This is a genomic window from Sebaldella sp. S0638 (assembly GCF_024158605.1).
GTDB lineage: Bacteria > Fusobacteriota > Fusobacteriia > Fusobacteriales > Leptotrichiaceae > Sebaldella.
Genome location: NZ_JAMZGM010000016.1, coordinates 20,911 through 41,917, shown reverse-complemented (window position 1 = coordinate 41,917; position 21,007 = coordinate 20,911). Strand labels below are relative to the sequence as shown.

General features: G+C 33.5%; 22 protein-coding genes. 4 read left to right on the top strand and 18 right to left on the bottom strand.

The features are described from left to right. Positions 1-332 precede the first annotated feature (332 nt). The 4 genes from NK213_RS06735 to NK213_RS06720 all read left to right on the top strand — a co-directional run bounded on the left by NK213_RS06735 (position 333) and on the right by NK213_RS06720 (position 5,769). Positions 333-1,886: a PTS transporter subunit EIIC gene (locus NK213_RS06735; protein ID WP_253348103.1), complete on the top strand. Its 1,554-nt coding sequence runs from the start codon at positions 333-335 to the stop codon at positions 1,884-1,886. 24 nt (positions 1,887-1,910) lie between these two features. Further along, entirely contained in the window at positions 1,911-3,287 is a 1,377-nt protein-coding gene (locus tag NK213_RS06730; protein ID WP_253348101.1) for an adenylosuccinate lyase family protein, read from the top strand. 15 nt (positions 3,288-3,302) lie between these two features. Further along, positions 3,303-4,091, top strand: coding sequence for a carbohydrate deacetylase (locus tag NK213_RS06725; RefSeq protein ID WP_253348099.1), 789 nt, complete (start codon positions 3,303-3,305; stop codon positions 4,089-4,091). A gap of 106 nt (positions 4,092-4,197) precedes the next feature. After that, the gene (locus tag NK213_RS06720; protein WP_253348096.1) at positions 4,198-5,769 is read left to right on the top strand and encodes a hypothetical protein; all 1,572 of its coding nucleotides are present in this window, start codon (positions 4,198-4,200) and stop codon (positions 5,767-5,769) included. 97 nt (positions 5,770-5,866) lie between these two features. Here NK213_RS06720 and gdhA read toward each other — a convergent pair whose 3' ends face one another. From gdhA to NK213_RS06630, 18 genes are all read right to left on the bottom strand, one after another. Further along, entirely contained in the window at positions 5,867-7,204 is a 1,338-nt protein-coding gene (gene gdhA / locus NK213_RS06715; RefSeq protein WP_253348094.1) for an NADP-specific glutamate dehydrogenase, read from the bottom strand. A 229-nt stretch (positions 7,205-7,433) separates the two neighbouring features. Beyond that, a complete protein-coding gene (locus NK213_RS06710) occupies positions 7,434-7,946 on the bottom strand; it encodes a YfbM family protein (protein WP_253348092.1) in 513 nt (170 codons plus the stop codon). A 97-nt stretch (positions 7,947-8,043) separates the two neighbouring features. Next, positions 8,044-8,451, bottom strand: coding sequence for a type II toxin-antitoxin system HicB family antitoxin (locus tag NK213_RS06705; RefSeq protein ID WP_253348090.1), 408 nt, complete (start codon positions 8,449-8,451; stop codon positions 8,044-8,046). 44 nt (positions 8,452-8,495) lie between these two features. Then, the gene (locus NK213_RS06700) at positions 8,496-8,678 is read right to left on the bottom strand and encodes a type II toxin-antitoxin system HicA family toxin (RefSeq protein WP_253348087.1); all 183 of its coding nucleotides are present in this window, start codon (positions 8,676-8,678) and stop codon (positions 8,496-8,498) included. 133 nt (positions 8,679-8,811) lie between these two features. After that, a complete protein-coding gene (sufU, locus tag NK213_RS06695) occupies positions 8,812-9,258 on the bottom strand; it encodes a Fe-S cluster assembly sulfur transfer protein SufU (protein ID WP_253348085.1) in 447 nt (148 codons plus the stop codon). Then, complete coding sequence (locus tag NK213_RS06690) at positions 9,255-10,454, bottom strand: SufS family cysteine desulfurase (RefSeq protein WP_253348083.1); 1,200 nt, start codon at positions 10,452-10,454, stop codon at positions 9,255-9,257. Before NK213_RS06690 ends, sufU begins: the two co-directional genes overlap by 4 nt. Positions 10,455-10,464: 10 nt before the next feature. Then, the gene (sufD, locus tag NK213_RS06685; RefSeq protein ID WP_253348081.1) at positions 10,465-11,592 is read right to left on the bottom strand and encodes a Fe-S cluster assembly protein SufD; all 1,128 of its coding nucleotides are present in this window, start codon (positions 11,590-11,592) and stop codon (positions 10,465-10,467) included. Positions 11,593-11,604: 12 nt separating this feature from the next. Continuing rightward, positions 11,605-13,017, bottom strand: coding sequence for a Fe-S cluster assembly protein SufB (gene sufB / locus NK213_RS06680; protein ID WP_256478669.1), 1,413 nt, complete (start codon positions 13,015-13,017; stop codon positions 11,605-11,607). A 16-nt stretch (positions 13,018-13,033) separates the two neighbouring features. After that, complete coding sequence (gene sufC, locus NK213_RS06675; protein ID WP_253348078.1) at positions 13,034-13,780, bottom strand: Fe-S cluster assembly ATPase SufC; 747 nt, start codon at positions 13,778-13,780, stop codon at positions 13,034-13,036. A 495-nt stretch (positions 13,781-14,275) separates the two neighbouring features. Next, positions 14,276-14,647, bottom strand: a complete 372-nt coding sequence (gene acpS, locus NK213_RS06670) for a holo-ACP synthase (protein ID WP_253348076.1) — start codon at positions 14,645-14,647, stop codon at positions 14,276-14,278. 234 nt (positions 14,648-14,881) lie between these two features. After that, entirely contained in the window at positions 14,882-15,127 is a 246-nt protein-coding gene (locus NK213_RS06665; RefSeq protein WP_253348074.1) for a hypothetical protein, read from the bottom strand. A gap of 95 nt (positions 15,128-15,222) precedes the next feature. Next, positions 15,223-15,552 carry a DUF4870 domain-containing protein gene (locus tag NK213_RS06660; RefSeq protein ID WP_253348071.1) on the bottom strand — a complete coding sequence of 110 codons (330 nt, stop codon included), beginning with the start codon at positions 15,550-15,552 and terminating at the stop codon, positions 15,223-15,225. Positions 15,553-15,632: 80 nt separating this feature from the next. Then, positions 15,633-16,388: a TatD family hydrolase gene (locus tag NK213_RS06655; protein WP_253348069.1), complete on the bottom strand. Its 756-nt coding sequence runs from the start codon at positions 16,386-16,388 to the stop codon at positions 15,633-15,635. 88 nt (positions 16,389-16,476) lie between these two features. Continuing rightward, positions 16,477-16,959 carry an S-ribosylhomocysteine lyase gene (locus NK213_RS06650; RefSeq protein WP_253348068.1) on the bottom strand — a complete coding sequence of 161 codons (483 nt, stop codon included), beginning with the start codon at positions 16,957-16,959 and terminating at the stop codon, positions 16,477-16,479. A gap of 27 nt (positions 16,960-16,986) precedes the next feature. Continuing rightward, positions 16,987-17,904, bottom strand: a complete 918-nt coding sequence (locus NK213_RS06645; protein ID WP_253348066.1) for a D-alanine--D-alanine ligase — start codon at positions 17,902-17,904, stop codon at positions 16,987-16,989. Between the two features lie 254 nt (positions 17,905-18,158). Continuing rightward, positions 18,159-18,644, bottom strand: a complete 486-nt coding sequence (locus NK213_RS06640) for an STAS domain-containing protein (protein WP_253348064.1) — start codon at positions 18,642-18,644, stop codon at positions 18,159-18,161. A gap of 140 nt (positions 18,645-18,784) precedes the next feature. Beyond that, positions 18,785-19,678: an Hsp33 family molecular chaperone HslO gene (gene hslO / locus NK213_RS06635; protein WP_253348062.1), complete on the bottom strand. Its 894-nt coding sequence runs from the start codon at positions 19,676-19,678 to the stop codon at positions 18,785-18,787. An 18-nt stretch (positions 19,679-19,696) separates the two neighbouring features. After that, a complete protein-coding gene (locus NK213_RS06630) occupies positions 19,697-20,938 on the bottom strand; it encodes an NAD(P)-dependent oxidoreductase (protein ID WP_253348060.1) in 1,242 nt (413 codons plus the stop codon). Between the last annotated feature and the right edge of the window lie 69 nt (positions 20,939-21,007).

Sequence of the window (21,007 nt, the reverse complement as noted above, 5' to 3'; positions counted from 1 at the left end):
TTCTTTCCTACTCCGTATTTTTTTACACTCCGACTCCGCCCATTACTGTTACCGAACCGCAGCTGGTAAGTAAAAACATAATAACTGACAATACTATTATTTTTTTCATATTTTACTCCTTTCGTTACATGCTAATTCATTTTAACAAATTTTTCTGTTTCAAACAATATTATTTACTTAGAATATAAATAATTTTAGATATCACAAAAATATTTAAAGGGCACTTTTTGAATTATTTTAGTATAAATATTCTGCCTTGTAAAAACCTTTAAAAATTCCTATACTTGCTTTAAGAAGATAATTTGAAATATAATAAATTTGGAGGAGATTAAATGAAAGAAAAGCTAAAACAGGATATTCAGACCTTTGGACGGTCTTTACTTCTGCCTATAGGCGTTATGGCTCCTATAGGAATGTTAATGGGTATCACGGGAGCACTGACGCAGGCTTACCTTATAGAAAGAATGCCCTTTCTCGGAAACGGTGTTCTTCAGGCGGTATTTGAAAGTTTGAAAAATATTTCCACTGTTATTTTTAATAATATACCGTTATTATTTGCAATGGGTGTTGCTTACGGATTATCAAAAAAGGAAAAAGGGATAGCTGTTTTTTCATCTGTACTTGGTTATCTTACTCTTCTTGTTACTATGAATGTCTATCTGACACTTACAGGAAATATCGTTACGGAAAACCCCACAGTAGTAGGTCAAGGAATGGTTTTGGGTATACACACTCTTCGTATTGATGCCATAGGAGGTATTATTTCCGGAATTGTTGCTGCAAGAGCGGCTGACAGATATTATAAACTTGAACTGCCTCTTGTCTTTGCATTCTTCGGAGGGAAAAAATCCGTGCCTATTATTACATTTGCCTATATGATACCTATTGGATTTATTATACCTTTTATATGGGGATTTCTTACAAAATTTCTGATTAGTATATCATTTATATTTATGAATAAATATTACGGAGTAGGTATTTACTGGTTTTTAAACCGTGCCCTTATACCTTTTGGTCTCCATCACGTACTGGCTTCTGTGGTAAGATTTACTCCCGCAGGAGGAACATATATTATAAACGGCGAATCTTACATAGGTGTCCTTAACGCTACAAATGAAATTTTATTTAAACTGGGACCAGAACACGAAAGCTGGAAAAGACTTATGCCTATGCTTACTTCATATCTCGGTGCAGGTCAGATGCTGAATACTATGTTTAGAATCCCTGCTATAGGACTGGCTATGTATCACACTGCTTTCAAGGAAAATAAGAAAATAGCCAAAGGTATTATACTGACAATTGTACTTACTGCATTTCTCGGCAATGTAACAGAACCTGTGGAATTTTCATTCCTGTTTCTGTCACCGCTGTTATATATAATTTATTCTGCATTATGCGGATTAATGACTATACCAATGGCATTTTTGGATATAGCCATCGGTTATATAAGAGGAACTATCTTTGATTTTGCTATATTCGGACTGCTTTACGAACATACAAACTGGCTGAATCTCATATTTCTTGGAATAATAAACTTTGTTGTTTTCTATTTTGTATTCAAATATTTTATTATAAAATTCGGACTTGCCACTCCGGGAAGAGAGCAGGTAGTGCAGAATTCAGATCTTTTAAAAAGCAAAAAATATGATGAAATTGCCGATATGCTGGTAACAGCTCTCGGCGGAAGAGAAAATATAGTACACGTGGAAAACTGTATTACACGGCTGAGAATAGATCTGAAAAATCAGGATATTGTGGATAAAGACCTGATAAAGAAAGCCGGTGCTTCAGGTACATTTTTCCCGCAAAAAAATCACATCCATGTTGTTTACGGACCACATGTGGAATTTGTCAGAAATGCAGTTGACGACAAACTCGGACACTAATAAATAAAATCAGGAGGAAATACAATGCGGGCATTATATGATTCAAAAACATTAACAATGGACGACAGAGGAATTAGAAAACTTTTTACAAAAGAAGCCAAGTATGAAAGCTGGTTAAAATTAGAAACTGCACTTGCAAAAGCACAGGCAGAATACGGAATTATCCCGAAGGAAGCCGCTGATGAAATAGAAAAAGCTGCAAAACTTGAAAATATAGACTTAATTGAAATGGAAAAAATTTATCAGGAAATCGGACATGGTTTTGTACCTTTTTTAAAGGTACTCGTAAAAGCCTGTCCCGGAGACAGCGGAAAATATATCCACTATGGTCTTACTACACAAAATATACAGCAAAGCGCACAACTCCTTGTCACAAAACAAATCCATCAGAAATTTATGGAACTTACGGCTGATATTCTGCATAATCTGTCAAAGCTTGCTTATGAGCATAAAGACAGTGTTATGCCGGGACGTACTCACGGCAGACATGCCACGCCTATTACATACGGGTATAAAGTTTCCGTGTGGATCAGTGATTTTCTGAACTGTGCAGAACGTATGAGGGAAGCTGAAAAAAGAGTATTTACAATTATGATGGGCGGTGCTGTGGGAACATTCAGCACAATGGGAGAAACAGGACTAAAAATACAAAAGCGCGTGGCGGAAATTCTGGATATGGAGCCTATGCTCGTTCCGTCACGTAATATTACTGCTCATAAAACAGAATATATTATGAATCTCGCACTTCTTGCCAATGCGTGCCATAAAATAGGCGAGGAAGTGTACAGCACTACTCTTGAAGAAATAGGTGAAGTTTCTGAAAGTTTTAAAGACGGCACTGTGGGAAGCAGTACAATGCCTCATAAAATAAATCCTAAACTTGCTAAAGGCATCATTGCTAATTCACAAAAACTTTACTCATTGATTCCTGTGGGGATGTATTCAGGTGCAAGGCCTTATGAAGGAGACAGTTCTTCTTATATGCTATTTGACGGATTACTTGAAGAAGCACTGGAACTAATGACAGAGATTCTTCTGCGTTGTGAGGAACTTACAGGAACACTTTCTCCTCATAAAGAAAAGCTTCTTTCCAATGCTAATATGAATAAGGGACTTGATAATAGCGAATTTATAATGATGAAATTATCAGAAACACTTGGAAAAGATAAGGCTCATGAGCTGGTATACGAAATAGCCATAAAAACTGCTAAAGACGGTGAGGATTTTTATAAAAATCTTATTGCCAATCCTCTTATTTCCAAACATTTTTCTGATGAGGATATAAAATTTATGATTGATCCCCGTAATTACACAGGATTATCTGAGCAGACAGCCGTAAATCTGAGCCGGATTGCTTATGAAACTGCTGATAAAATAAAAAAAGAAAACATCGGAAAATAACAGGGGGTCTTTATTATGGGGAAAATTGTAATAAATGCAGATGATTTTGGCTATTCTAAAGCAATTAATCTTGGAATTATCGAAACACACAGAAACGGAATTCTTACTTCTGCTACTATGATGGCTAATATGTACGGCTTTGACCACGGTATAGAATTAATGAAAGAAAACCCAAAGCTTGGAATAGGAGCTCATTTGACTCTTACCTGCGGAAAACCGATTTTGGATAATGTGGACAGCCTCACAGATAATAACGGAAATTTTAAAAGCTTAAAGACATATAAAGAAAATTCTGATACTGCTGACCTTGATCAGCTGTATGAAGAGTGGAGCGCACAGATCAGCAGGCTTCTTTTAGCAGGAGTCAGACTTACGCATCTGGATTCGCATCACTATGTTCACTCTTTTGAAAAACACTGCAAAGTATCAGAAGCACTGGCGAAAAAATATGATCTTCCTTTGAGAAACTGCTTTGATATTGAAAAAAACATCACAGATAAAAATATATTAAAAACAGATATTTTTTGGAATCTATTTAATTTTCCCGAAATGAAAAAAATGGATTTTTCATATGAATATATTAAACAGGATTTACATAAAATTATCAGGGAAAATGCTGAAATCTATCAAAAATATATGAGTGTGGAAGGCTCATGCCATCCCGGATACATAGATTCCCAAATTTATTTCGGCTCTTCATTTAATCTTGCGAGAATGCGTGAAGTAGAGATGTTATGTGATCCGGATATTGATAATATTCTCAGGGAACATGGCTTTGAATACTGTAAATACTCTGATTTATAGATAAAAGGACATTTCAATACGGAATGTCTTTTTATTTTCAATATTTCAAAAGTATGCTAATATATATAAAATTATTGATTATATAATAAATCAGGCGGTGAAAAAATTGAGTATAAATCACTTTGAATTAAAACTGTTAAATGACCTTCAGGAGAGAAGAGATATTTTTCTTGATATACTAATGGAAAAATATAAAAAAGGACTTTCCACTATAAAACGTAATATTGAAAATCTTAACTTTTATCTGCCTAAGGATAAGCAGCTGAAAATCTACAGAGGAAAAGTCATAAGCACTATTACATACAAGGACAAAATAGAATTTGTACAAAGACTGGAACTAAATGAATATTCCCCTAAAAAAGAGGAAAGAACGGCTATTATATTAATTCAGGTTTTTCTTAATGATTATATTAATCTGTCAAAAGCATACGAGGAAATGGGGCTTAGCCTCACTACCAAAAAGAAAGATTCCAGATATTTGAGAACTTATCTTGCTGAAAATAATCTTACAGTAAAAACTATACCCAGAAAGGGAATAAAGATTTACGGTGATGAAGGCAGATTTCGTATTCTTACTGCACAGAGACTTATCAGTGTAATTGAACTTGACGAAAATGATGTTATTTACAGCAGACAGGCAAATAATCCAATAGAAAGAAAGCTATTTGAATTTTTTAAAAAATCCGTGGAAAAATCAGAAGAAAAAAACAGAAAAAAAATACAGGACTTTATCAGAAATAATAGCTTAAACATGGATTATGCATCCAAAAAACTTCTTTATATTTACTATAACCTCAGCCTGATCAGACAAAAACAAAACTGCCGTATTGATATACAGGATAAAAACCATCTTCTTACTGCAAGTCCCTACAAAATTTTCCCTGATAAAAATGAAAATACTTTTATTAATTATCTGATTGCGTCGCTGAATTATGATAAAAATATTGAATTTCCTAAAAATGAAAATATTCGCGATATTACGGAATTTTTGATTACATTCATAGAAGAACAGATAAATACAAAATTTTATCTTAAAAACAAGGTTTTTGACGCTGTATACGCATATCTCTATAAGTCTGCATTAAAAAATTATCTGAGATACTCATTCTATGACGATAAATTAGATGATACATTCAGAAAATACTCCAAAATTTCCAATGCCATACTGAAAAAAACAGGATATCTCGAAAGAGAGTATAAAATAAAACTCACAATTCACCAGATTTCATCGCTCACACTTATTTTTGAGACTTTTCTCCTGAATAACAGAATATTTGGTGAAAATACAAAAAAAATAGTTATCATTACTAATTCATCTATAGAAAAAATTAATTTTTTTATCCAGCGTTTGAGTCATTATCTGGAATTTAAGATGGTTGCTTATTTGACTATTAATGAAATTCATAAATTAAAGCATATTGATTATGATTTTATTATAACTTTTTCAAACAGAATTACACTGGTATTATTTCAGGAATTTAATATAGAAAGTTTGAAAACAAAATTTTACTTTGATTATACCGATATTCAAAAATATATAGACAATGGTTTTACAGAAGCTGTAAATAAAAAAATTAACAAGAAAGAGTTTATAAAAAAAATTTTGAAAAAAGATCAGAATGAAATTGAAGCGATACTGGACGAAGAATATCCCGAGTATTTCTGGTCAAATATGTAATTTCAGCAGATTTCCCGATTCTGCAAAATATAAAAAAATCCTTTACGGATACCGTTTTAGTATCTGTAAAGGATTATTAAATTATATATTAAAAAAATTATATTACTCCCTGTGCAAGCATAGCATTAGCTACTTTCTTAAATCCTGCAATATTTGCTCCTACTACGTAGTTTCCAGGCACTCCGTAATCTCTTGCCGCTTTTTTTGATTCTTTGAAAATATTTTTCATTATTTCATGAAGCTTTTTGTCTACTTCTTCGAATGTCCATGCAAGTCTCATGCTGTTCTGGCTCATTTCCAAAGCTGAAGTAGCCACTCCGCCGGCATTAGCAGCTTTACCCGGACCTAAAAGAACTTTATTTGCAATAAAGTATTCCACTGCTTCATCAAGACAAGGCATGTTTGCTCCTTCTCCCACAGCGACAACACCATTTGCCACCATTTTTTCAGCTTCTTTCAGAGTTATTTCATTTTGTGTGGCACATGGAAGCGCTACATCGCATTTAACATCCCATATTCCCTGAAACCCTTCGTAAAATTCAGCATCTTTATGAAATTCCAGATAATCCTTTATTCTTCTTCTTTCTACTTCTTTCAGTTTTTTTACAGTATCCAGATTTATTCCGTTTCTGTCTATTATATATCCTGATGAATCACTCATGGCTATCACTTTTGCTCCCAGCTGTGTAGCTTTTTCATGTGCATAAATAGCAACATTTCCTGATCCGGAAATAACAACTGTTTTATTTTCAAAAGTCGAATCATGCTCCTGAAGCATTTCTTCCATAAAATAAACCAGTCCATACCCTGTAGCTTCTTTTCTTACAAGAGATCCCCAGTATTCGAGTCCTTTTCCTGTGAGAATTCCTGTATCATATGAATTTTTTATTTTTTTATACTGCCCGAATAAATAACCTATTTCTCTTCCTCCGACACCTATATCTCCCGCCGGAACATCTGTATTTAAACCTATATGTCTATATAATTCATTCATGAAACTTTGGCAGAATCTCATTATTTCATTATCTGATTTCCCTTTAGGATCAAAATCTGATCCGCCTTTTCCCCCGCCTATTGGAAGTCCGGTAAGGGCATTCTTAAATATCTGCTCAAATCCCAAAAATTTTATTATTCCCAGATTAACTGAAGGATGAAGCCTTAGTCCGCCTTTATATGGTCCCATGGCGCTGTTATACTGTACTCTGTAACCTCTGTTTACCATTACTTTCCCTTCATCATTTACCCACGGTACTCTGAAGATTATTTGTCTTTCAGGCTCTACCAGTCTTTCAAGAATTCCGTTTTTCTGATACTCAGGATGCTTTGCTATAACCGGTTCTAATGACTTTAGTACTTCTTTCATTGCCTGCATGAATTCCTTCTCATGTCCGTCTCTTGATTCTACTTTTTCTAAAATACTATCAATATAATCCACTATCCTACTTCCTTTCCTACTTAGTATTCTCAATATATAAAATATCATAAATATTTTATATTGTCTAGAATGTAATCGATATAAAATATTTATACCAATATAAAAATGAAATATGATTTAGCTATTTTCTTAAAAAATAAAAATTATTGAATTTTTTTTTATTTTATGAAAAATATTTCATCAAATGCATGAAAAACTAAAAAATAACAATAAATAGAAAGTTCTTTTTCTACTGATCTACAGTAAAAATCACAGATAAATTATTTTTAGCTGCATAATCCCAAAATTCAAATGTATCAGACAGCCATCCCCATGAATACTCAAAATCTTCTTCACTTAAAGGATACTCATACTTTTCTTCATCAATTTCAAAATATTTTTTCCTGAATTCTTCCTCAGAAATATTTCTCAGGGCTTTTGACACTGATTTTACCTGCTCCGCGCTTTTGAACGACACTATATAGTCATCTTCTTCGTCTGCATCGCCGTATAATATTTCACCGTCCAGTATTACAAGACTCAAAGGCTGCTCTCCATCCTCAAATAACAGTTCGCTATTACAGAAAGCCCTGTGTATAGCGTCCCAGGCTTTATCTAGCTGTGCCAGCTGTTCCCGCTTTTCATCAAAATAAACTTCTTCTATTTCCTCCTGAATATACTCCACGATATCTTCTCTCTTAATCTTTTTCAGCTTTTCGGCTTCAGTATCATCAATGCTGAAAAGTACACCTAAACATGACATAAATATACCTCCTGAACTTTTTAATATTATACCATATTTCTATATTTTCATAATAAAAATTACTCTTTCTGATAGTTCAAAGAGTAATTTCTTAAATTTATTTTCTATAACCTAATTTTTCTTTCAAAGCTGACTCTAAAACTGCGGAGAAATTTATCTTTTTCTTTACAGCCAAGTCATTAACCCATTTTGAAATAGTTACGTTTTTTCTTATATGCCTATTTTCCTGTTCATCCCTTATCGGCGGCATATAAACTTCAATTAGCTGAACAAATTGATTATCTTTGACTTTTATTCTATTAGGTAATGAAGGCTCTGGTAATTCTGTCCCATCCTCTTCTAAAGTATATAAATATAACCCTAACACATCTTTAGCCATGAATAAAGAATCACTTAAGTCATCCCCACATGTAAGCGCCCCCTCTAAATTTGGAAAACTAATATTATATCCACCATCCTCCTCTTCAAAAATAGCAGGATAAATATAAATATCTTTTCTAGCCATAATAAAAAACCTCCTGAATCAGGTAAACTGGGTATTAAACCCAGTTATTTCAGACCTGACTGTTTTAAAATTGCATTATACGTCCCATATTTAAGATCTTTTCTGGGATGTGGTACTGTCACAACCCGCCCACCTTTAATATACTGGTGATGGCTTCCATTACAACGTTTCAATATCCACCCAGCTTCTATTAATCGTTTAATGAGACCTCTTGAACTATAGTCCATTAGCATCTCCTTACAAATTTGATCAGATGAAAACTTCATTGACGGTTTTAAATCTGTATGCTAATAAATATATTATACGTATTTTTTATGCGCATGTCAATATTTTTTTAAAAAAAATAAGCAAGATAAAATCCTACTTATTCTCTTCATTTTTATCAATAATCACTCTGAGCGAGTGCCAGCTGAGCGTCGCACATTTTATCCTTGCAGGCATATTAGCCACATATTCCATAAGCACTGCATCACCCAGTTTTTTCATTTCATCGCTGCTTAGCTTTTCTTTCTGCCCCATCATCTTAAAGAAAATATCTACTTTTTCCTTTGCTTCCTCTATGCTTTTCCCTTTTATAAGATCAATAAGCATTGCTGTGGAAGCTGATGAAATCGCACATCCGTTTCCTAAAAAAGCAGCATCTTCGATTATATTATCTGAATTTAGTTTTATTTCCAGCGTAAGATCATCACCACAGTTAGGATTATGCCCTCTTTCTATATAAGTCGGGCTGTCCATCTCTCTTTTCAGGTCTTTTCTATTGCTATATTCTAAAATCGTCTGTTGATATAATTTTTCTAAATTCATAGCTTGAACACTTCCTTTACTTTTCTAAGTCCTTCTATGAGCTTTTCTACATCTCCTGCATCATTATACACACTGAAACTTGCCCTGCAGCAAGATGGTATCTCCAAATAATTCATCAGCGGCTGTGCACAATGATGTCCGGATCTTACACCAACTCCGTAATAATCCAGTATAAAAGCTACATCATGCGAGTGAACTCCTTTTACATTAAATGCAATTACTCCCACTCTTTCCACATTTTCAGTATGATAAGTTTCTACGAACCCAAGATTGCGAAGTTCAAAAAGAGCTTTCATTTCCAATTCATGCTCTATTTTATTTATCTGGTCATATCCTATTCCTTCAAGATATTTTATCGCTTCTGAAAGTCCGTAAGCTCCTTCTACATTCTGCGTACCACCCTCGAATTTATTCGGAATAGGTGCAAACGTGGAATTCTGCTCAGTTACAAACTCTATCATATCCCCGCCGAATAAAAACGGCGGCATTTTTTCAAGAAGTTTTCTCTTTCCGTATAAGACCCCTATCCCCATTGGTGCAAATAATTTATGTCCGGAAAAAGCAAGAAAATCAATATTACTCTTTAGCACATCTATAGGAAAATGCAGCAGAGCCTGTGCAGCATCTACTAATACATAAGCACCGTTATTATGCGCTATTTCCACTACCTCATCTATAGGATGAATTACTCCTGTTACGTTAGAAACTGCCGAAAAAGCTACAATCTTTGTCCTTTTACTAATTTTATATTTAAAATCGTCCAGATCAAATTGACCGTTTTCATGCAGATAAATATACTTTATTTTTGCCTTTTTCTTTTTGGCTACCATCTGCCACGGAACTATATTTGCATGATGATTGGTAATACCAAGTATTATTTCGTCACCTTCGTTGATAAATTCCAGACCAAATGAATAAGCCAGCAGATTTATAGATTCAGTTGTGCTTTTGGTAAATATTATTTCCTCTTTTTCTTTTGCATTCAAAAACCTTTGTACTGTCTTTCTTGAATCCTCAAAAATTCTTGTGGAATCCATCACCAGCTTGTAGGAACCTCTTCCGGGATTCCCGTTATAGGTTTTATAATATCTCTCTATACTGTCCAGCACTACCTGGGGTTTTTGCGATGTTGCGGCAGTATCAAGATAATGCAGATTTTCATCATCAAAAATTGGAAATTCTTTTTTTATTTCCATATTGAGCTCCTTATATTCTTTTTTCCAGTTCTTCCAGCAGTTTATTTTTCATTTCAAGGTCATCTATACTGTTTAGTATAGGTTTGAAAGAAGACTCTATTATGAGCTTCTTAGCATTATTTTCTGTTAAACCTCTGCTCATCAGATAAAACAGTTTACTTTCATCTACTTTACCTATACTTGCAGAGTGTTCTCCTATTACATCATCCTCATCACAGAATAATCCCGGAATAGAGTCAGATCTTACACCTTTATCCAGCAGAATAGCAAACTCCCCTTCTTTTCCCACAGAGTGTCTTGCGCCTTTCTTAAAATAAAGATTTCCTCTGAATACCTTTCTTGCAGTATCCTTTACAGCTCCTCTTCCTTCTATTACACCGGCAGTATCTCTTCCTCTGAATATTACCGAGTATTCAAGGTCTACCTTTCTGTCTTTGTCAGCAAGATAACCGGGCCATATTTCTATTTTGGAACCATCTTCCTCAAGATAGTTTTTATTACTCACGGCATTTACCTTTGCTCCCATTTCCATACTGTAAATAGCCACATCAGCACTTCCAAAAACCTCTGCTTTGCTCCCCTCGAAGTTATAACTGTTCAGATTCAGATTCTGTATCTTTATGACCTTAATCTTCGAGTTTGGCTTAGCTATTATTTTGATCATTCCGTTATGATATGCTTCTGTATCATCTTCTGAATTATAATTTATAATAATTGTTCCTTCTGAAAAATCCTCTGCTACAATTACGTTATAATCAATAAGCAGATTATTTTCCTTATTAAAATTATAATTTATGCATACTGTATTTTCAAGTTTTTTTCTTTCACCTATATGAATAAATTTCCCGCTGTTATAAAATGAATATACCTGTGTGTTAAAAAATTCATTCAGCCCGTATTCATTGTCATTATTGTACTTTCCCATATCCTGAAATGCTTCGTTTATATTCTTTACTGTAAGACCGTCCTGTTCCGCATTTGATACAGAAACCCCGTCAAATTTTTTATAATTTTCAGGAACCTCCACATTATGACTGATTCTTTTCCATTTCGGTGCTGACAAAGCTGAATATTTTTTAAAGTTATCTATTCTAAACTGATAATTATCAAGCTCTTTTATATTATCTTCGTTAAACATCAAAGTGTCCTCCTATCCTATAGTACCTTCCAGCTCCAGCTCTATTAGTTTATTTAACTCAACTGCGTATTCAAGCGGCAGCTCTTTGGAAATCGGCTCCACGAATCCTCTTACTATCATGGCTTTTGCCTCATCCTTGCTAATCCCTCTTGACATTAAATAAAAAATAGCTTCTTCGCTTATTCTTCCAATTTTGGCTTCATGCCCGATATCAATGTTATCATTGTGTATTTCTATAATAGGTATAGTATCTGATCTTGATTCATTATCAAGCATCAGTGACTCGCATTCCACGGTAGACTTACATCCGTGTGCATTGGGTGCCACTCTCAGAAGTCCTCTGTATAAAGCCGTACCTCCGTTTTTGGAAATAGACTTGGAATGTACATTAGATGTAGTATACGGCGCTGCATGTATTACCTTTGATCCTGTATCCAGATACTGTCCTGTAGAAGCAAAAGTAATTCCTGTAAATTCACATCTTGCACGCTCTCCTTTAAGTATACTCATAGGATAAAGCATTGATACTCTTGATCCAAATGATCCTGATACCCATTCTATTACTCCGTCTGTATCCACTGTTGCTCTTTTGGTATTCAGATTATACATATTTCTAGACCAGTTTTCTATAGTCGAATATCTTAGTCTTCCGCCTTTTTTTATAAATAATTCCACTGCTCCGGCGTGAAGCGCGTTTTTCTGGTATTTCGGCGCTGAACATCCTTCTATGAAGTGCAGATCTGCCCCTTCTTCCACTACTATAAGTGTATGCTCAAACTGTCCTGCTTCAGCAGCATTTAGCCTGAAATATGACTGTAAGGGTTTGTCTACTTTTACACCTTTCGGCACATATACAAATGATCCCCCTGACCACACAGCTCCGTGCAATGCGGCGAATTTATGATCATTCATAGTTATCAGCTTCATAAAATACTCTTTTACTATATCTTCGTGTTCTCTTAGTGCTGTCTCAATATCGGTATAAATAACTCCCTGTTTTACCAGTTCCTCATGAATACTATGGTATACCACTTCTGAGTCATACTGCGCACCCACTCCTGCAAGTGACTGTTTTTCAGCCTCAGGTATTCCCAGCCTGTCAAAAGTATTTTTTATATAATCAGGTACATCATCCCATGAATCACTCATTATTTTGCTGTCAGGACGCAGATAGTGGATAATATCGTCTACGTCTAAATCAGATAAGTCAGCACCCCATTTAGGCATAGGCTTGGAATTATATACTTCCAATGATTTCAGTCTGTGTTCAAGCATCCATTCAGGTTCATTTTTTTCTTTGGAAATTGTTCTTATTATCTCCTCTGTCAAACCCTTTTTAGTGGTAAATTCATGTTTCATTTCATCTTTTATATCATAAACGCCTCTTTCAATATCGGCGATATAAGTTTTCTTTCTGTCTTCCAAATCATTCACCTCTTTTTTAAAGTCCTAATTCTTCCCTCATTTTTTGGTATCCCTTTTTCTCAATATATTCCACCAGCTCTATCCCGCCGCTTTTCACTATTTTTCCATCCATTAATATATGGACAAAGTCAGGTTTCAGATAATCAAGTACCTTGTTATAATGAGTTATTATAAGAAGTGCGTTATCATCATTTTTCAGCTTTTGTACACCTTCAAAAACTATCTTTGTAGCATCTCTGTCAAGTCCGGAATCTGTTTCATCCAAAATTGCCAGTTTTGGTTCCAAAACTGCCATTTGCAGTATTTCATTTTTCTTTTTTTCTCCCCCTGAGAATCCCACATTCAGATGTCTGTCTGCATATGTAGGGTCTATATGAAGTTTTTCCATTTTTTCTACTAATTCCTGATGAAACTGCATAAAATATTGTTTTTCTCCTGATACTGCTTCTTTAGCAGCTCTCAAAAAATCTTCCACAGTTAATCCCGGTATTTCCTCAGGATACTGAAAAGATAAAAACATTCCTTTTTGTGCTCTTTCATCCACACCCAGATCATTTATCTCTTCACCGTCAAAAATTATGTCCCCGCCTGAAATTTCATATTTAGGATGTCCTACCAAAACACTTGCCAGAGTTGATTTTCCGGCTCCGTTAGGCCCCATAATAACATGTACTTCCCCTTTATTTATATTAAGGTTCAATCCTTTTAAAATTTCTTTATCTTCAACTTTAGCTTTTAGTTCCTTAAGCTCCAATAAACTCATTTCGACCTCCATAAATAATATATATACAATTATTCTACTATATAATACCAAAGTAGTCAATCATCAAAATTATTTTGGTTTCAAAATATTTTGATTCAAAATATTCGATACCGAGCCTATATTAAGTAATTCGAGTATAAAATTGTAATAATTACAATTTATTTTTCGATAAATTTTTATTTATATATTTTTTATATAGCTACATACTATTATAATATAAATAAAAAAAATCATGAATTCATATTCTTATTTTCCATGATTTTTTCTAATGTTCAGGATATTCTTACAAATTTGTTTCTAAAACAAAAAAGATATATTTTTTCATATAAAATAAAACTCCGTAAAGGAATATTAAATAAATTTTCTGCTTTCTTCTTATATTTTTATCAGAAAGTATTTCAAATGTTTCAAACATCTATTTTTTTATTTGATTTACAAAGTAATTTTTTATTTTTATTTGTTTTCAAAAATAATTTTTTTATATGGTAGTTTACATTATTCTTCTTTATACAAAATAACTGTTGAAACTGCATATTCCTTACTATGTGATATACTTATCTGAAATTCCACATCCTTCATTAATTCTTTCAAATCGTTATAAAATCTCAGGTAAGGCTTACCCAGTTCATCATTATATACTTCTATATCTACGAGATTAAATCCTCTGAAACCTGTCCCTATTGCCTTAGACACCGCTTCCTTTGCTGCGAATCTTCCGGCATAGCTGGGATAAGGATTTTTTCGCTTTTCTACATGTTCTATTTCATTTTTGGTAAAAACTCTTCCTTTAAATGTTTTTACGTTATTTATAGCATCTTTTATCCTGTCTATTTCTATTATATCTGTTCCTATTCCTATTATTTTCATAATTTCTCCTTATGTATAAAAAAATTTTATTGAAACTTCATGTCTTATACTATTCTACCTCTTGTCAGAGTTTTTTTCAATTCAATTTTTTGTATAAAAAATGCTCTTTATAATATTTACTAAAAATAACTTGATATACTAAAAGCATTATTTTCTTAGAACTATTTCTCAGTAAATAATTTAAATATATATTTTGAATAATTTTGCAAACCAGATTTTTATCTTTAATAAATATTAACTATGTACATGATTTTTTAAAAATATAAAATTTTTCCCTTCATATTCTTTTAGATACCAAACCGATTGTATCAATTCAAAATCTTCATTCACATCTTTGTCATCATTGTATATTATATGTATGTATTTATTGCCGTTTAAATTTAAAATGATCTCTTTTCCAGACTTACACATAACTATAACAGCTTCAGTCGGTATTATTCTATTATCTGGTATATTTTTATAATTTATCTTTAATAACATATTTCCTCCATTATTATAAAGTATTTGATTAAACAAAAAAGACATACAAAATAATAATTTTGAATGCCTTTTTATGATATCTTCTGAAATAACTTTTATTTTACTAAATTAAAGTTGATAGGAAATTCTGGAGTTTTTCCTTCTTCAACTGCTTTCATTGCTTTATAATCAATAAATGCATGCCATACCCAAATCACTAAATATGCTAAAGATAAAATCATACCTATAGTAGGCACGATAAAAGTTATTATATTAACTACTACCCCTACTACAAACATAATTATTGTATAGCTAATTTCAAAATTCAAGCTTAATTTTGCATCTTCCTTTTCTTCTGCTGATTTTGCATTTATAAAGAAAATCAACGGTGAAATGAAGCTAATAAAAATTGCCAAAATGTACATTAATTTTGTGTTTTTTTCCATAAATCTCTCCTTTTTTTTAATAATTAACACCGTTATATGATATCATTTTAAGATTTTTTTGTCAAATTTTTCTCTGAAGATCATATGGAATAAATATTTTTTGCATTATTAGTAGTAACTTCTATAACCTGTTCCAAAGGTATTCCTTTTATTTCTGCAATTTTTTCTGCTATATATTTTACATATACAGGTTCATTTCTTTTTCCTCTGAACGGCTCGGGTGTAAGATAAGGACAGTCTGTCTCTATTACTATTCTTTCCAGCGGAAGTTTTTTTACTGTTTCTTTTGTAATCTTATTATTCTTAAAAGTAACTACCCCGCCGATTCCAAAATAATATCTGTCCATTACTTTTTTCGCTGTTTCATAAGAACCCGGATAACAATGCAGTATTCCTCCAAGATCCTTATATTCTTCAAGTATATTTACAGTATCTTCCATAGCATCTCTTGTATGGATAACCACCGGAAGCTTTGCCCTTCTTGCGAGTTCCATCTGCATTCTGAATATTTTTTTCTGCTCTTCTTTCGGATCTTCCATCCAATAATAATCAAGCCCGATTTCTCCAATCGCCACTACTTTAGAATTCTTAGCAAGCTCTTCAAGCTTTTTTTCTGCTTCTATACTGTATTTTTTTATTTCTGTGGGATGAAACCCTATTACACTATATATTTTTTCGTATTTTTCAGATAAAGCTATACTTTTTTCCGAAGATTCCATATCATAACCAATACTAACCACGAAGTCCAGTTCATTATTTATTCTGTTCATTATATCGTCAAAATCACCTGCGAACTTCTCGTCATATATATGTGCGTGTGTATCCACTAATTTCATATTTCTTCTCCTATTTTAAGTAAAGTGAAATTTCCAAAAACGGGATTTTCCCTGCTTTTTTCACTTTCACTAAATTTATATTATGATTCTATTCAGGATATACTAAGTTACTTTCTGTAAACTTTTCCATTCTTTCCAGATATTTTTTTGCTTCATATCTTGCCATTGGAAGATTTTGATCGAGGTAATTTCCACAGTCTTTAGCAGTAGCTCCCGGAATATCCCCGTCAAATGTGCTGATAAACTGCCACATTCTTTTTACCAGATCAAGTATATCTTTTGATTCAAGTCTTCCCTTTAACAGCAGATAACATCCTGTTCTGCATCCCATCGGCCCGAAATAAACCACTTTATCTTTCCATTCTTCATCATTTCTCAGAAAAGTAGCTCCTAAATGCTCTATTGTATGCAGTTCTGCTATATTTATCACAGGCTCCGCATTTGGTTTTTTCAGTCTCATATCAAAAGTAGTAACATAATCTCCGCCTACTTCATCTATTCTTGAAACATAAATTCCGGGTTCCAGTTTTATATGATCTATTGTAAAACTAGGTATTTTATTTAATTCCATATTATCACCTCTCCAATATTTATCTTTTTATCTTTTTATCTTTAAAGACACTTCTATAAGTTTATCCAGCAATTCTGAATAACTCACACCGAGATGCTTCAGACTTTTCGGTACAAGACTTGTCATTGTCATTCCGGGAAGCGTGTTTATTTCCATCAGGTAAGGTTTATTGTCTTTAAGCATAAAGTCTATTCTAGCATACCCTTCACATTTCACTGCATGGTAGGCTCTCTCTGTCAGATCGTTTATTTCATCCTGAAGTTCCTTTTCGAATTCCACTACATACTCATCAGCACCGCCTACTTCATATTTTGATGCATAATCAAAGAAAGTACCGGCTTTCGGCTCTATACACAGTGTGGGATAAACTTTCCCGTCAATGATCGGTACGGATATTTCCACGCCTCTCAATACTTCTTCTATCATCACTTCTTTATCTATAGTGAATATATCCTTTAATGCTTCGCAAAATTCCTGCTCATTCTTGATAAAATGAACTCCTACGCTGGAACCGCCTGAATTAGGTTTGGCTATTATATCATCGCCCAGATAACTTATTACTTCAGAATAATTACACTCTTCGCCATCTCTAATGGCAATCCATTTAGCAGTTCTAATACCGTAACTTCTCATTATGTGCTTAGTTATATCTTTATCCATACATAGTGAACTAGCCAGAACACCGCATCCTGTATAAGGTATATCCATTGTTTCCAGTATCGCCTGAATCTTTCCGTCTTCCCCGAATTTTCCGTGTAACCCAAGAAACACAAAATCCAGTCCGTCCAAAGAAGTAAAAATATCATTTTTCTCATTTAATATTATATCTTTTACATCATATTTATCTTTATTCAGTTCCTTTATTATTCCCTCACCGGATTTAAGTGACACTTCTCTCTCAGAAGAGATTCCTCCTCTTATGACTCCTATTTTAAGTTTTGACATTTCCGACTAATCTCCTTTATTATAAATTATATGTAAGTGTTTACTATTTTTTATTATGTAATATTCAACCGGATAATAGCATGAGTACAGGTCTCACATACAGCCGGCTCTTTCAGGCTGTAACCCGCCTGCCCTCTGCCAAACTCCGGCAAATTATCTTTTTCACTATATTCAAAAACAAGAAAAACTGAAAAAGGTACTCCCCTAATCAGCAAATTCTTATTTATTATTCACAATGACAAAATTCTGATTTCCTATTTATTCAGATCTTTTTCTATCATATTTACTACATTCTGAAATGTCTCTTTATTCTTTTCATTAAGTTCCATCAAAGTTTTATGCATTTCCAGAATATGCAGTGTTTTTTCTTTTTTATCGCCAAAATCCTGTTTTTCCAGCTCTGATGCCTTTAATTGCAGTGAACTGTCCTCTATTTTCTCCACGAATTTATCTATTCCTGTTTGTTTCAAACCGCTTAATACCATATTTGAAGCATTCATTATATATAATGTAGAATTCCATGTTTTCTTTATTTCAAGGGCACATTTGGCTATCAAACCCAGAAATGTACTATCCAGGTAGTTGCAATCAGACATTTCAAAAACCAGATTCTTCTTCTCACCTTTGAATATTTCGGCTAAAAGATCTGATAATGTTTTACTGTTCTTCATAGTGGCATTTCCTTCTATTTTTATAAAAATAGTATCATCTGCCTCACTATATAAAAATCTGTCTTCCATTTTTACCTCCTGAATTTTATTATATCATATTTTAAAAGCTTTTAAGCCTGTTAATTTAAAAATATTTTACACATTGCAAAAAAGTGTTTCCTGTTTTACACAAATGAAATACTTTTGTTATATTTGTCTTCATTCTGATACTAAAAATCTATACCATCAAAGTCTTCTTTTGTGAATTCGTATTTTTTCATACAGAAGTGGCATTCCACTTCCATTTTCCCGCCGTCTTCTTCAAGAATCTGCTCTATTTCTTTTCTTCCAAGTGTTATAAGTCCTCTCAGATATCTTTCTTTTGAACAGTCACATTTATAAGAAAGCTCTGATTCCTCAAGTATTTCGTAATCTTCTATGAGTTTCCCCTCCACATCGCTTCCCATATCTTCATAAAGCAGTTTTGCTATTCTGTATATATCAAATCCGCCTTCAAAAAGCTCTGTAACTGGTCTTATTGCTTTTAATTTTTCTTCTAGCCTGTCTATAAATTCATTTTCCGCTCCGGGAAGCAGCTGGATAATAAATCCTCCGGCGCATGATATTTTATAATCCTGATTTACTTTTACCCCTAGCGCTACTACTGACGGTATTTGTTCCGATGTATAAAAATAATATGCGAGGTCATCGCCTATTTCTCCTGTTTGCAGCTGAACAAGCCCGGAAAAAGGATCTTTCAGTCCCATATCTTTTATTACATACATTGTCCCGTTCCCCACGGCTTTTCCTATCTGTATCTGTCCTGTGTCATGTTCTTCTGTATCTACCTGAGGATTGCTCATATACCCCTTTACTTCACCATTCATGTTGGCAGTAGTTATAATTGTTCCTGCAGGACCGTCGCCGTTTATTCTTATTGTCAGCGAATCACTTTCACTTTTCAGATCTTTTCCCATCATTCCTGCTGCTGTAAGAACTCTCCCCAGTATTGATATACCGGTAGCACTGCACGAATGTATATCCATAGCTTCCTGAACCAGATCTTTTGTATCACATATAAAAAATCTGGCATTTTTGCTTACGCCTTTTATTAATTTTCCCATTATGTCTGTCCTTTCTTGTTATTTATATTCGTTTCTCATATATTCATCCATTTTTTCTGCTATTATTTTAGACATCTTTACAGCTTCAACCACTGTTTTAGCACCTGTAACTACATCTCCGCCTGAGAACACTCCCTTTTTAGTGGTACTCCCGTCTATATTAGTCACTATCAGTCCTCTGTCATTTATCTCCAGATCTTTATTCGCAGAAACTATATTTGACCTTGGTCCCTGGCTTATTGCCACTACTACAGAATCGCATTTATAAAAGCGTTCACTGTCATAATCCACACTATAGTCTGTTACACCGTCTTTTTCAGTTAACTCTGTATTGGCTATTACTACACCGTCGTCTTTTATTTCAAGTACGGTTTTGAAATTCATTACCTGTACGCCTTCAGCTACTGCATCATTAAACTCTTTTCTATTAGCAGTTATTCCTGTTTCTCCCTCTCTGTTCAAAAGAAGAACCTCTTTGGCACCATTTCTTATCATAGTCCTTGCTGCATCTATCGCCACATTTCCGGCACCTATTATTACTATTTTTTCCCCAAGTTTATAGTATTCAGGCGACTTTAAATAGTCAATTGCATAATGAACATTACCTAAAGCTTCACCTTTTATTTTTAATTTTCTTGGATTCCATGTTCCTGTGCCTATGAAAATAGCTCCGTAACCGTCATTAAAAATATCATCCAGTGTTAAAGTAGGGCCGATCAATATATTCGGTCTTATTTTTACACCTATTTCCATAAGTTTTTTCTCCAGCTTGTCAATTGTAACCTTTGGCAGTCTGAATTCAGGAATACCATATCTTAGGACACCGCCGATCTGTGAATGTGACTCATATATTGTAATATCATATCCTTTAAAGGCCAGTATAAATGCAATAGCTATCCCCGCCGGTCCGCCTCCTATAATCGCAACTCTTGATTTTCTGTCATTCAGCTTATGTATGGCAAAGTCTACATTATCAATATAGCAGTTTGAAATTTCATTTTCTATTTTTCCAAACTCTACCCCTCTTGATTTTCTGTTCAGAATACAGCTTCCTTCACATTGCTTTTCATGAGGGCATACAATAGAACATACTATTGAAAGAGGATTATTTTTAAATAAAATATCACCGGCTTCAAGTATTTTATTATTTAAATACATTTGTATTATTTCTTTTATAGGTGTACTTACCGGGCATCCTTTCTCACAGAAAGGTACTTTACAGGCTATGCATCTTTTAGCCTCTGTTACATTATCATACATATTTATCTCCTTATCTCTCCAATAAGTTACTTAATTAACAAAATTCCGTGCAGTAAAAAAGGCACTTAT